Source organism: Paenibacillus naphthalenovorans (genome assembly GCF_001465255.1).
In the GTDB taxonomy this organism is placed as follows: domain Bacteria; phylum Bacillota; class Bacilli; order Paenibacillales; family NBRC-103111; genus Paenibacillus_G; species Paenibacillus_G naphthalenovorans.
This window is the reverse complement of sequence record NZ_CP013652.1, coordinates 1,253,326-1,266,910: the sequence shown is the minus strand read 5'-3', so window position 1 is coordinate 1,266,910 and position 13,585 is coordinate 1,253,326. Positions and strand designations below refer to the sequence as shown.

Annotated in this window: 13 protein-coding genes; all 13 read right to left on the bottom strand. The window is 49.1% G+C overall.

What is annotated here, in order from left to right:
- Positions 1 to 13: 13 nt before the first annotated feature.
- Positions 14 to 1,606, bottom strand: coding sequence for a flagellar basal-body MS-ring/collar protein FliF (gene fliF / locus IJ22_RS06100; RefSeq protein ID WP_054818881.1), 1,593 nt, complete (start codon positions 1,604 to 1,606; stop codon positions 14 to 16).
- Between the two features lie 54 nt (positions 1,607 to 1,660).
- Positions 1,661 to 1,960 carry a flagellar hook-basal body complex protein FliE gene (gene fliE / locus IJ22_RS06095; protein WP_062407951.1) on the bottom strand — a complete coding sequence of 100 codons (300 nt, stop codon included), beginning with the start codon at positions 1,958 to 1,960 and terminating at the stop codon, positions 1,661 to 1,663.
- A 23-nt stretch (positions 1,961 to 1,983) separates the two neighbouring features.
- Positions 1,984 to 2,439 (bottom strand): flagellar basal body rod protein FlgC, encoded by a 456-nt coding sequence (gene flgC / locus IJ22_RS06090; protein ID WP_054818880.1) that lies wholly within the window; start codon positions 2,437 to 2,439, stop codon positions 1,984 to 1,986.
- 3 nt (positions 2,440 to 2,442) lie between these two features.
- Positions 2,443 to 2,841, bottom strand: coding sequence for a flagellar basal body rod protein FlgB (gene flgB, locus IJ22_RS06085; protein ID WP_062407949.1), 399 nt, complete (start codon positions 2,839 to 2,841; stop codon positions 2,443 to 2,445).
- Positions 2,842 to 3,080: 239 nt separating this feature from the next.
- Positions 3,081 to 3,854 carry a GTP-sensing pleiotropic transcriptional regulator CodY gene (gene codY, locus IJ22_RS06080; RefSeq protein WP_062407947.1) on the bottom strand — a complete coding sequence of 258 codons (774 nt, stop codon included), beginning with the start codon at positions 3,852 to 3,854 and terminating at the stop codon, positions 3,081 to 3,083.
- Positions 3,855 to 3,877: 23 nt separating this feature from the next.
- The gene (gene hslU / locus IJ22_RS06075; protein WP_054818878.1) at positions 3,878 to 5,275 is read right to left on the bottom strand and encodes an ATP-dependent protease ATPase subunit HslU; all 1,398 of its coding nucleotides are present in this window, start codon (positions 5,273 to 5,275) and stop codon (positions 3,878 to 3,880) included.
- A gap of 20 nt (positions 5,276 to 5,295) precedes the next feature.
- Entirely contained in the window at positions 5,296 to 5,841 is a 546-nt protein-coding gene (gene hslV, locus IJ22_RS06070; protein WP_062407945.1) for an ATP-dependent protease subunit HslV, read from the bottom strand.
- Positions 5,842 to 5,965: 124 nt separating this feature from the next.
- Positions 5,966 to 7,294, bottom strand: a complete 1,329-nt coding sequence (gene trmFO, locus IJ22_RS06065) for an FADH(2)-oxidizing methylenetetrahydrofolate--tRNA-(uracil(54)-C(5))-methyltransferase TrmFO (protein ID WP_062407942.1) — start codon at positions 7,292 to 7,294, stop codon at positions 5,966 to 5,968.
- Positions 7,295 to 7,345: 51 nt separating this feature from the next.
- A complete protein-coding gene (gene topA, locus IJ22_RS06060) occupies positions 7,346 to 9,445 on the bottom strand; it encodes a type I DNA topoisomerase (protein ID WP_062407940.1) in 2,100 nt (699 codons plus the stop codon).
- Between the two features lie 41 nt (positions 9,446 to 9,486).
- The gene (dprA, locus tag IJ22_RS06055; protein WP_062407938.1) at positions 9,487 to 10,590 is read right to left on the bottom strand and encodes a DNA-processing protein DprA; all 1,104 of its coding nucleotides are present in this window, start codon (positions 10,588 to 10,590) and stop codon (positions 9,487 to 9,489) included.
- 106 nt (positions 10,591 to 10,696) lie between these two features.
- Positions 10,697 to 11,629 carry a succinate--CoA ligase subunit alpha gene (gene sucD, locus IJ22_RS06050; RefSeq protein WP_062407936.1) on the bottom strand — a complete coding sequence of 311 codons (933 nt, stop codon included), beginning with the start codon at positions 11,627 to 11,629 and terminating at the stop codon, positions 10,697 to 10,699.
- A gap of 58 nt (positions 11,630 to 11,687) precedes the next feature.
- Positions 11,688 to 12,848, bottom strand: coding sequence for an ADP-forming succinate--CoA ligase subunit beta (gene sucC / locus IJ22_RS06045; protein ID WP_062407934.1), 1,161 nt, complete (start codon positions 12,846 to 12,848; stop codon positions 11,688 to 11,690).
- Between the two features lie 366 nt (positions 12,849 to 13,214).
- Positions 13,215 to 13,472, bottom strand: coding sequence for a hypothetical protein (locus IJ22_RS06040; protein ID WP_054820182.1), 258 nt, complete (start codon positions 13,470 to 13,472; stop codon positions 13,215 to 13,217).
- Positions 13,473 to 13,585 lie beyond the last annotated feature (113 nt).

Genomic DNA, 13,585 nt, shown 5'->3' with positions numbered 1-13,585 from the left:
GCCATGTACACCTCTATTCTTCTACTAACCAAGTACGAAGCAGATTAACAAACTCTTCCGGCTTCCTCTTGGCTAACTGCTCTAACTGTTTACGCACCTGATTTTCATTGTTTACATTATCGATATCAATCGTCGGAAACTCCACTTTTGGTGTTTCGTCCACAATCTCTTCGTCAACCTCTTGCTGGGCTCTGCGTCTGCGTATCCACCAGTAAGCGCCGCCCCCGAGCAATGCAAGGGCCAAGCCGCCAAGAGCACCGTAAAGCAGCATCGAATTCGCGTTTACCCCCTGATTATCGTTCGTTCTAGCGAACGTTTGGGGGAACACGGTGACTTTCCTGGCCAATTCTTCTTCCGTAAACGCGGTTCCGCTATCCGCCAATGCGGCCCGGACTATGTTCACCAGGATTTGTCGGACAGCTTCAATCGTCTGCGGAGTCAATGAATTGATATCCAGCGGGTCTGGAGGTTCAATGCCCACATTGATGGTTAAATCCTTGACAACATAAGGCGTGAGTACAATTTCGTTCGTAATTCGATTGACCTCGCGGTTGACCGTTCTTTGAAGCTCCTCAGAATTGGTTCTTCCGTTATTGGCGGTGCCCGGATAACCCGGCACGTCCGTTGCTCCCGTTCCCGGCACCCCGCCCTGCTGAGCACCGTCGCTTGTATAATTTTTCTGAATCTCCTGAATGGAGATGTCCAGACCGGTTTGATCTACCGTGTTCGGGGCGGTTACCAATTGTTCCTTACGTCTGGTCTGATCAAAATTCATCGTCGAGAAGACACTGACGATCACTTTATCTCTGCCGAGGATTCCTCCGAGCATTTGTTGAACATTCCGCTGTACGTCATTTCGGAATTTGTTATTAATTTCAAACTGCTGCATGGCCATGTTCGATGCATTGTTGATTTGATTCTGGCCTTTGGAATATTCAAGCAAATTACCGTTCTGATCGGAAATAGTAATATTTTCAATAGGCAAATCTTTGATGCTGTGGGAAACCAGATTGTACATCGTATCGATCTTGGCCTGATCCAGCGAGTACCCCGGCTTGATATCCAGCACAACCGAGGCGGATGCTTTCTCCGGTTCTCCGCCGGCAGGCAGAAAGACGCTTTCCTTCGGCAAATTAATTAGTACTTTTGAACTATTAATGGCCGTGTTGGAATTGATCAACTGCTGAAGTTCGCCTTGAACTGCATTCAGGTACTTGACGTCAAATTCCCGGTCCGTCGTCCCAAACGTGCTGCTTTGGTTGAAGGAGCCATAGCCGATGTTGCCATTCTTGTTCAGCCCCTGGGACTCAACGCCTAATTTAACATCGGCCACCTGGCTTCTCGGGACTCCGATGCTCTTCCCGTCTTCACTAAGCTGGTAAGGAATCTTGGCCTCGTCCAAATACGCTTTGATCGCTGCCGCATCGCTCGGCTGCAAATTCGTATAAGCAAGAGCATATTCCGTTTTGGATAAATTATAACTGATGATTCCAATCGTAAGTATGACAATAATCACAGTTGCGATTAATGTTAATTTCTGCGTTTTGCTAAACTGAGTCCAATATTGCTTCGCTCTATTCCAATATTGGAGTAGGTTCTCGTTCACTGTTTCACCCCATCCGATTGACCGTCACCAGAATTTATCAAGATCAAGATCAGATCAGACCTGCATTCTCATGATCTCTTGATAAGCTTCAATGACCTTGTTCCTCACTTGTACTGTCAATTCCAATCCCAAGGAAGCTTTCTGTGAAGCGATCATCAATTGGTGGACGTCGGAAATTTCCCCTTTAACGAACCCTTCGTTCAGTTTGTCGACCGCAGCTTGTTGGTCGTTTAAATTAGCCATCGCCTCATTTAAAAACTTTCCAAACTGATCAGATACTTCTGCAGCGCTTATGTTCTTGGGCTGAATGCTTTCCGTGATTTTCTGCGGCTGTACATTAACGAAGTCAATCATTTTAACTAGCCCCTTTTATGTATTTATCTTCCGATTTCCAACGCTTTTCCGACCATGGCTTTAGTAGCGTTCAGAGCCGTTACATTCGCTTCGTATGAACGGGTGGCGGAAATCATATCGACCATTTCTTTAAGCACGTCAACATTCGGCAGCATGACAAAACCGTTCTCGTCGGCATCCGGATGTGTCGGATTGTAGACCTGCTTAAAGGGAGAAGTATCTTCAATGATTCTGGTAACGCGTACTCCTTCTCCTGCTCCGCCTGCTTGACCGGCCATAGCATTCTGAAGCGACTCCGCAAAGTTAGACTGCTTCGGTTCTATCGTAACGAGCTTGCGTTGGTAAGGAACCCATTTGCCGTTGACCATCCTTGCTCTTGTCGAATCGCTGTTGGCAATATTGGACGAAATGACATCCATGCGAAAACGCTGCGCCGTCAGAGCGGAAGCGCTAATATCAAATCCGTTGGTCAGCTTCATCCGTTACATCCTCCCTATAACCGTCCTGACCTTATTAATCTCGCTGCTCACCTGCTGCACCATCGTATTGTACCGAAGCTGATTTTTGGCCATAAGCGCCATTTCATAATCAATATCCACATTGTTCAAATTGTTATTGATCATCGATTGGTTATCACGAACAATCTGCGGCCGAGGATCTGAAGAACGACCTATGTAAAAATGCCTAGGATCCGTTCGATAGCCCTGCAATTCGCCGCCATTCAACTCCTGCTGTAGAAACTCCTCAAACCGGACTTCCGATCGTTTAAAATAGGGCGTGTCAACATTTGCGACATTATCCGCTATCACTTTCTGTCGAAGTGTAGCTGCATTGAGAGATTGTTCCAGCAGTCGGAACGAGGGTTTACTCAAGATATTCATGGACAATTTCCCACTTTCCCGCAATGATCTGATTTTCTAATTATTCAACAAGGCTAGAACAAATCCTCCTTTGTTCGACATTTTCTTCAAAAAAATATAGCAGTGCTGGGATAATTTGCACTTGTGTAGGACTATATTTATATTGAAGAATTTTGGAAATGATTACAATGAGAAAAAAGCCCTATATTTTCATATAGGGCCACCATTTCTTAAATATTTACAAAAAAGACATAAATGTGTCAGGATTCTGCACTTTGAATCGTGCTTAGCAGTTGATCGTTCAACACCCGGATGTAGGTACCCTTCATGCCGAGCGAACGAGTTTCAATCACTCCCGCGCTTTCCAGTTTGCGGAGCGCGTTCACAATGACCGAACGGGTAATTCCGACACGATCTGCAATTTTACTGGCAACGAGAAGACCTTCCATCCCCTCCAGCTGCTCAAAAATGTGCTCAACCGCCTCCATCTCGCTAAATGACAAAGAGCCGACCGCCACTTGAACTACCGCCTTTGAACGCGCCTCGATCTCAATTTGTTCCGCTTTTTCTCTCAAAATTTCCATGGCAACCACAGTGGACCCGTACTCCGCCAAAATGAGGTCGTCGTCGATAAACTCGCCGTCTCTCTTGGTTAGAATAAGCGTTCCCAGTCGATCTCCTCCGCCAATGATCGGAACAATCGTAATATAGAATGACGCGTCCGCGGAATGGTCGCCAAATACGTCGAAAGGACTGCCGGCGGCCAGATTGGAAGAGGTTTCGTCCACTTTCAAAAGCAGTTGGTTGTACTCCGGCGGAAACCTGTTTTCCTGCAGGACAGAGCTGTTTACCAGGATATCCTGGGCTGAAGATAAGTACGCGCTGCCAAGCACCTTACCCTTCCGGCTAACCACATAAATATCGGCATTCAGCAGGTCACTGAGCACCGCGGCCATATCCATGAAGCTTACCGGATTCCCAGCCTCCTTCTGCAGCAGCTTGTTTAGCCTTCTGGTCTTCATTAACAATGTCATGATCTTGCCTCCAACTTGAGCGATTACAAAATATATTGGCTGAGGTCTCTGTTTTGTACGATACCAGACAGTTTTTCCCTCACATACTCGGGAGAGATGACGATTCTCTCAAGGGTTATTTCTGGCGCTTCAAAGGACAAATCCTCCAACAGCTTCTCCAAAATCGTATGCAGCCGGCGAGCCCCGATATTATCCGTGCTTTGATTCACGTCTGCAGCGATTCGGGCGATCTCATGAATGGCCTCATCGGAAAACTCCACTTGAATCCCTTCGGTTTCAAGCAGAGCTGTGTATTGTTTTGTCAGCGCATTCTGAGGCTCCTTCAGAATCAACACAAAATCTTGCTGCGTCAAGCTGTTAAGCTCAACCCTAATCGGAAAGCGCCCCTGCAGCTCGGGAATCAAATCCGAAGGTTTGGCAATGTGAAACGCGCCTGCCGCTACAAACAAAATATAATCCGTTTTGACAGAACCGTATTTTGTCATCACCGTGGAACCTTCCACGATCGGAAGAATGTCGCGCTGCACCCCTTCCCGGGATACATCGGGTCCGCTCCCTCTGCTGGAACTGCAAATCTTGTCAATTTCGTCAATAAATATGATGCCGGCCTGCTCTGCGCGTTTTACCGCTTCCTGTATGACTTCATCCATATCGAGCAGCTTATGCGCTTCTTCCTGCAGCAGCACCTTGCGCGCTTCTTTCACAGGCAGCTTCCGCTTCTTGGTTCGTTTGGGCATCAGGCTTCCGAACAGCTCTTGCATATTCATGCCGGCCTGTTCATTACCCTGCCCCGCCAGCATGTCAAACATGGAGGGGGTATTGTCCTCCACTTCAATTTCAATCACCTGATTTTCAAGCTCGCCTCTAAGCAGCTGCTCCTTGACCTGCTGTCTGCGTGAAAGAACGGAAGCGTCGGTTTCCTGCTCCTGTTCCGGCTGCGCGGCATTCTGCTGACCGAAGATCATCTCCAGCGGATTCCGTTGACTGCGCTGCTTGGAAGGACTGGGCACCAAAATGGAAGCCAGCCGGTCGACGACCATTTGCTCGGCACGATCCTTGAGCTTATCCGCTTTTTCCGCTTTTACCATTCGAATCGATGTTTCCACCAAATCCCGGACCATCGATTCCACATCCCGGCCCACGTATCCTACTTCGGTGAATTTCGTCGCTTCCACTTTAATAAAAGGCGCCCCAACGAGCTTAGCCAGCCTGCGGGCAATTTCCGTCTTCCCTACACCGGTAGGTCCAATCATGAGGATGTTTTTCGGCACAATTTCATCACGAATCGACTCGTCGAGCAGACTTCTGCGATACCGGTTGCGAAGAGCGACGGCAACTGATTTTTTCGCCTGCTTTTGCCCGACGATATACTTATCCAGTTCGGCTACGATTTCTTTGGGGGTCAAAGCGTTCGATTTCAAGTGTCATAACCTCCTTGGAATCATTCGATCTCTTCTACAATGATGTTATGGTTCGTAAATACGCAAATTTCTGCGGCCATCGTTAGTGACGCATGAGCAATCTCCTTAGCGCTCATCTGCGGCGCATAGCGGTGAAGTGCCCTCCCCGCTGCAAGAGCAAAGCTGCCGCCGGATCCGATTGCCAGAATACCATCGTCGGGCTCAATGATTTCTCCATTGCCGGAAATGAGCAGCAAGCCGGTGCGGTCCATCACGACCATCATGGCTTCCAAACGGCGGAGCACCCGATCCGAGCGCCAATCCTTGGCCAGTTCCACGGCGGAACGCTGAAGATTCCCATGATGCTCCTCCAGCTTCGCCTCAAACTTTTCAAACAGTGTGATCGCATCGGCGACAGAACCTGCAAAGCCGGCGATGACTCCTCCGCGATAAAGCCTTCGAACCTTTTTGGCATGATTCTTCATCACCATACTATTACCGAACGTCACTTGACCGTCACCGGCAATGGCTCCCTTGCCCTGATGTCTGATAGCAAAGATCGTCGTAGCGTGAAACGTTTGCTCCATAATCGCCAATTCTCCTCCAATCATGACGAAAACTAAGCTGTTTCAAGCTTAGTTTGATGGTAATTCCGGTGTATACACTTAGACAGAGCAATATAGACGGGTATATCGTACCATAGTACATGTTTTATTTACAAGTCGAATTGTATATGTTTTGTGAAAAATTCTGAATTTTCTCAATTGCTCTTAAGGCGATTTTCTCATTTTTGAGCTTCTTGTTTTTGATTTTCTCCTCTAGCGGAGGAAATAAGCCGAAATTGGCATTCATCGGTTGAAAATGCTTAAAGTCGGCGGTCGTAATGTACTGTGCCATACTTCCCAGAGCCGTATCCGGCGGTGGCACAAGGCACTCCAGCCCTTTTGCGTACCTGGCCGCATTCAACCCTGCGATCAGACCGGACGCCGCGGATTCTACATACCCTTCCACGCCCGTCATTTGACCGGCAAAAAATAAATTATCGCGCCTTTTGAATTGGTATGTCGGATGAAGCAGGCTTGGAGAATTAATAAACGTATTTCTATGCATGACTCCATACCGCACAAATTCCGCATTTTCCAAACCCGGGATGAGCGAGAACACCCGCTTTTGCTCGCCCCATTTCAAATGGGTTTGGAAGCCTACCAGGTTGTAAAGCGTCCCGGCCGCGTTATCCTGCCTCAGCTGGACGACGGCAAAGGGCAGCTCACCCGTGTGCGGATTCACCAGTCCAACGGGCTTCATCGGTCCGAACAGCACGGTTTGCCGCCCCCGCTTTGCCATCACCTCGATCGGCATGCAGCCTTCGAAATAAATTTCCTTTTCAAATTCCTTGACCGGTGCACTCTCTGCCGTGATCAGAGCTTCGTAGAAACGGTTAAATTCTTCTTCGGTCATCGGACAGTTTAAGTAGGCCGCCTCGCCCTTATCGTAACGGGAAGCAAGATACACCTTGCTCATATCGATGGAATCTTTTTCCACAATCGGCGCGGCCGCATCGTAAAAATACAGATACTCTTCTCCCGTAAGCTCCTGCAAATGCTTCGACAAAGCAGGCGACGTCAGCGGACCGGTCGCGACGACCACGATGCCTTCCGGCAGCGATTCCAGCTCTTCGTTACGGACTTCGATCAGCGGATGGTTGCGCAGTATTGCGGTCACTTCTCCGGAAAAGCCTTCCCGGTCAACCGCTAACGCTCCTCCCGCAGGCACAGCATGCTTGTCGGCAGCACGCAGAATCAGGGAGTTCAATATCCGCATTTCTTCCTTTAATACCCCGACGGCATTCGTCAGGCCGTTCGCGCGCAGCGAATTGCTGCAAACCAGTTCAGCGAATTGATCGGAGATGTGAGCCGGTGTTTTTTTTACCGGACGCATTTCGTATAACACGACCGGAACGCCGTGGCTTGCAATTTGCCATGCGGCCTCGCTGCCTGCAAGCCCGGCGCCGATCACGGTCACTTTCGGTACTTCAGTCACTGCTGTGTTCCTCCTCGTGGCTTTCTGCACAAAGCCGATATAAGAGCAGGATTAATCGCGATCCTGCTCTTCCTTCGCTTCTTCTCTATAGTCACAGGCGACGCATTGAATAAAGGTGCCTGATTTGTTACGCTTCTCCACCAGCATGCTTCCGCACTTTGGACAAGGGCGGTCCACCGGCTTATCCCAGGAAACAAATTCACAATCGGGATAACGGTCGCAGCCATAAAATATCCGGCCTTTTTTGCTCCTGCGTTCAATAATCTGACCTTTATGACAACCGGGACAAGTCACGCCGGTATTTTTAACGATCGGCTTGGTGTTGCGGCAATCAGGAAAACCGGAGCAAGCCAGAAATTTGCCAAAGCGTCCCATTTTGTAAACAAAATGATTACCGCATTTCTCGCAAATATCATCAGAAACCTCGTCCTGGATTTCCACCTTCTCCATCTCTTCCTCCGCTACTTCCAACCGCTTCTCAAACGACTCGTAAAATTCGCTGAGCACCTGAACCCAATCTTCCTTGCCTTCCTCGATATGATCGAGATCCTCCTCCATTTGAGCCGTAAATTCCACGTCCAAAATTTCAGGGAAAAATTCAATCATTTGCTGAATCACGAGCTCACCGAGCTCCGTAGGCACGAATTTTTTGTCCTCGATGGCAACGTAGCCGCGCTTTTGAATCGTCTCCAGTGTCGGCGCATACGTACTGGGTCTGCCGATGCCCATTTCCTCCAGTGCCTTGACCAAACGCGCCTCGGTATAACGGGGAGGAGGCTGTGTAAAATGCTGCTTCGGGTCGATCTGCTTTTTAATCACATGATCTCCTTGTTTAAGCGGCGGCAGCAATTTTTCTTCGTCCCCGCTATCCGCTGCGGCATCGTCACTTCCCTCGACATATACCTTCATAAAGCCTGGAAATTTGATTTTAGAGCCAACGGCGCGGAATACGACCGGACCTGCAGTCAGATCGACCGTCATCGTGTCCATCACGGCGGAAGCCATTTGGCTCGCCACAAACCGTTCCCATATCAGCTTATACAGCCGGAGTTGATCACGGCTTAGATACTCCTTAATCTGATCCGGTTCACGCAGGACGGAGCTTGGTCGGATCGCTTCATGGGCATCCTGCGCGTTGGCATTCTTTTTCAAGTAACTGCGCGGCGTTTCAGGATAGTAGGCTTCCCCATATTTTTGCAGGATGTATTCCCTGGCTTCTTCCTGCGCCACTGGTGAAATCCGGGTAGAATCCGTACGCATATAGGTGATCAAACCGACCGTTCCTTCGCTGCCCAAATCGATTCCTTCATATAATTGCTGAGCTACGGACATCGTCTTCGCGGCGCGGAAGTTCAATTTCCGGGCGGCTTCCTGCTGTAGCGAACTGGTAATGAACGGAGGGGAAGGATTGCGCTGGCGCTCCTTCTCCCTGACCTCGCTTACAACAAACTCGGATTTGTTTAATGCGGCGAGGATTTCGTTGACTTCGGCCTCGGTCTTCAATTCCTTTTTCTCGCCGCTGCTGAAAAATTTCGCCTCAAACTCCGCTTTTCCGGCAGCGAGCTTGGCGGTTATCGACCAATATTCCTCCGGAACGAACGCTTTAATCTCATTTTCACGGTCGTAGATCAGCTTCACGGCAACCGACTGTACCCGACCGGCGGACAGTCCTTTCTTTACCTTTTTCCATAAGAGCGGACTGATTTTGTAGCCGACAAGCCGGTCCAGAATGCGCCGCGCCTGCTGGGCGTTAACCAAATCCTTATTGATTTTGCGCGGCGTCTTGAAAGCATCCTTTACCGCTTGTTTCGTGATCTCGTTAAAAACGACACGGCAATCCTCCTGGTCGGACAGTTCCAAATAATGCGCCAAATGCCAGGCGATGGCTTCCCCTTCACGGTCAGGGTCCGCTGCCAGATATACTTTTTTGACTTTTTTTCTGGCATCCTTCAACTCTTTGAGAACAGATCCCTTGCCCCGGATCGTAATATACTTCGGCTCAAAGTTTTTTTTGACTTCAACCCCGATCTGACTTTTAGGCAGATCGCGAATATGACCCATGGAGGCCTTAACAATATATTTACTTCCTAAATATTTGCTGATCGTTTTGGCTTTTGCGGGTGACTCCACAATGACTAACGAATCGGCCATAGGTGTCCTTCCCCCTTCGACAAATGAAATATGTATGATCATCAAGGTACTGTGTAGACTGAACCTGGAAGCTCGACGATTCGCTGCATCATTAGTAAATTTATCAGAACTGAATGCAAATGTCCAAATTTATATTGACTTTGCGCCAATAATTCTTCAATATTCATCGGTTTTAAGCTGAGCAAATCGTAAATCCGCTGCTCATCCGCAGGCAAAACCGATCCCGTATCCACCATAGGTTTAATGTTTGTTTTTTGGTCAAAGGATATCCGGACTCTGTACTCCTCCAATATATCTTCAGGACCGGTAACCAGCTTGGCTCCAAGCTTCAGCCAATGGAGGGTCCCCTGACTTTTGGGAGAAGTAATCGGCCCTGGAACAGCGAACACGTCGCGAGAGGCTTCCAACGCCAAGTCCGCTGTGATCAGCGAACCGCTGTTCAGCGCCGCTTCGACGACGACCACGCCAAGACTTAATCCTGCGATGATCCGATTGCGCTGCGGAAACAGTCCCGGGCGGGGCTTGGTGCCAAGCGGATATTCCGACAGAAGCAGGCCGTCCTCTGATATTCTTCGATAAAGCAGCTTGTTTTCAGGCGGATACACCTGTTCCATGCCGCATCCTAGCACCCCGATCGTGCCGCCCGCCTCCCTCAGGGCTCCTTCATGGGCCGCACTGTCTATTCCACGGGCTAATCCGCTGACCACACACAAACCCGCCGACGAGAGCGATGCGGATAGCCGCTGTGCCGTGACTTTACCATAAGCTGTAGGATTACGCGTTCCGACCATGGCAATACACGGTCGATGAGCCAATTCAAGACGGCCGCGGTAATACAGGATCCATGGCGGTGCAGCCGTTTCCCTCAGCAGCCCGGGATAATCTGCATCCCACAGACAAGTCCATCCAATCTGCCGGTCTTCGTAAAGCTTGAGCTTCCTGTCCATTTGTCCGGATTCAAGCTCCCGCATCCCTTTTATCACCTGTTCGGAGCGGACCGGAGTAAGACCCAGCTCCAGCCAATCCACATATTTCAGCATCATGATATCACTCAGTTCAGGAAACTGCCGCACAAGGCCAGCGACGGTTTTCCAGCCTATACCCTGCATTTGATGCAGCGCAAACAGCACGAGGCGGTTGTTCATATAGTATATACACTCCTTCGCTCAGATGCAAAAAAGCCTCTCAAATCCGCTGAATACACGGATATGAAAGGCTTCTTGCCTATCTCAATACGACTTTATGAATGGCTTACTTTTTAGTGATGCATTTCTCAAGCAGGCCTTTTTCTTCCAAAACACTGACCAGGGTGGAACCCATCTCGGAAGGGGTCGGAGCTACTTTAATGCCGCAGCGTTCCAGCGTTGCGACTTTCTCTGCTGCCGTGCCTTTACCGCCGGAGATGATCGCGCCGGCATGGCCCATACGTTTTCCAGGAGGCGCCGTTTGTCCGCCGATGAAGCCGACCACCGGTTTTTTCATGTTGGCTGCAATCCACTCGGCCGCTTCTTCTTCTGCGGAGCCGCCGATTTCACCGATCATGATCACCGCATAGGTGTCCGGATCTTCATTGAACAGCTTGAGGATATCGATAAACTCCGAGCCCTTCACGGGGTCTCCGCCGATACCAACGGCCGACGATTGACCGATGCCGCGTGTAGACAGTTGATGAACGGCTTCGTAAGTCAGTGTTCCGCTTCGGGAAACGACGCCGACATGACCAGGAGTGTGGATATAGCCGGGCATAATACCGATTTTGCATTCGCCCGGAGTAATGACGCCAGGGCAGTTTGGTCCGATCAAACGGGACTTCTTGCCTTCCATATAACGCTTTACCTTAACCATGTCGAGAACAGGAATGCCTTCTGTAATGCAGATGACCAGGTCCAGCTCAGCATCAACGGCTTCCATGATCGCATCTGCCGCGAAAGCCGGCGGAACGTAAATAACGGACGCGGTTGCACCTGTTGCCGCTTTTGCCTCAGCTACCGTGTTGAATACAGGAATCGAGACGGTTGTACCGTTTTCCAGCGCGATGTCGACGTTTGTGCCGCCTTTGCCTGGAGTGACGCCGCCTACCATTTGTGTGCCGTAATCAAGTCCGCCCTTTGTATGGAACATCCCTACGGAACCGGTAATCCCTTGTGTAATGACTTTTGTATTTTTATCGACCAAAATACTCATGATCTATGTTCACATCCCTTAATATTATTGAAGAAAAAAGTCAAATGGAAACCCGCAATTATTTCACGAGAGCAACGATCTTCTGGGCGCCGTCCGCCATCGAGTCGGCAGCTACGATGTTCAGTCCGGATTCATTCAAAATCTTTTTGCCGAGGTCTACGTTCGTACCTTCCAGACGCACAACAAGCGGCTTGTCAAGACTTACTTGCTTGGCGGCTTCGACGACACCGTTGGCAATGACGTCGCATTTCATGATTCCGCCGAAAATGTTAACGAAGATTCCTTTTACACTTGGGTCGGAAAGAATGATTTTGAAGGCTTCCGTTACTTTCTCCGTCGTTGCACCGCCCCCTACATCGAGGAAGTTGGCCGGTTCTCCACCGTAATATTTGATGATATCCATGGTAGCCATAGCCAGACCTGCGCCGTTAACCATGCAGCCGATGTTGCCGTCAAGCGCGATGTAGCTCAAATCGTACTTGGAGGCTTCGATTTCCTTCTCGTCTTCTTCTTCCAAATCGCGAAGCTCCACAATATCTTTGTGGCGGTACAGCGCGTTGGAATCAAAGTTCAGCTTCGCGTCGAGCGCCATTACATTACCGTCGCCCGTAACAACGAGCGGATTGATCTCGGCAATGGAGCAATCCTTATCTACAAATGCGTTATAGAGCGCGATCATAAACTTCACGGCTTTATTGACAAGCTCGTTCGGAATATTGATGGCATAAGCCAGCTTGCGCGCTTGAAACGCTTGCAAACCGATAGCCGGGTCGATTACTTCCTTGAAAATTTTCTCAGGAGTGCGGGCAGCTACTTCTTCAATCTCGGTGCCGCCTTCTTCGGAAGCCATCATGACGACACGGCCTGTACCGCGGTCAACCACAACGCCGACATAATATTCTTTCTTAATGTCGCAGCCCTGCTCGATCAACAAACGCTTAACTTCTTTACCTTCAGGTCCTGTTTGATGCGTAACGAGAACTTTACCTAAAATTTCACTAGCATATGTACGGACTTCATCGAGGTTTTTGGCTACCTTAACCCCGCCTGCCTTACCGCGGCCGCCGGCATGAATTTGCGCCTTCACCACTACTACGGACGTACCCAACGATTTTGCCGCTTCAACGGCCTCGTCCACCGTAAAAGCAACTTTCCCTTCCGGTACGGCAACCCCATACTGCTTCAGCACTTCTTTGCCTTGATACTCATGGATATTCATTTAGCAAAATCCTCCTATCATGAATGACTTCCTATATGGTATTAGCCTTTGCCTTTTCCGGTAAAAGCCAACCGCTACAAACATCCGTCTGCCAAACCCTAGCATGTCCGGATTGACAAACCTTTATTATTGTATCACTTTTTTCGACCAGTTTCCTTATTATTTTTGTTAATGACGCGATTTATCTTTTTTATAAGACACGATAGTATCAGTTATTTCCGACGTTCGCCTTATGACATGATTCAACAAAATACTCACATCTTTAGCGGCCAAGGTCAAGGATCTGTTATGAACGCTTTGCCTATTTAAAACAAAAGCGCATTACCTCCCGTAACGGGAAGCATGCGCCGCGTTCAATTGAATTTGTTAATAGTTCGGGTTTATCTGTGTAGCCGTTCTGGGCTCACGCTCCGCTTGTTTGATGAAACGCATCTCATTTCCTGTAAAACTGCATACCTGGCATTGAATCGTCGGTTCGCTTTCCTCCAACTGCTCCGGGTCGCTTACTTCCTGTACGGAACCGGTGATCGCATCCTTCAAAAATCGTTGAGAGTAGCTTGAAATCACGCTGAATTTTACACGGTTGGAACGGCAATTTGGACAAAAATAAGGTTTTTGTTCCATTTTTCATCACCTCTGGTATCATTATGGCCAAGGGATCCGCTGTGTAACCCCGAATCAAGGAAAGATTATGCCGGGTTGCCTAATAACGGCAAATGAACTACAATAATCCTATA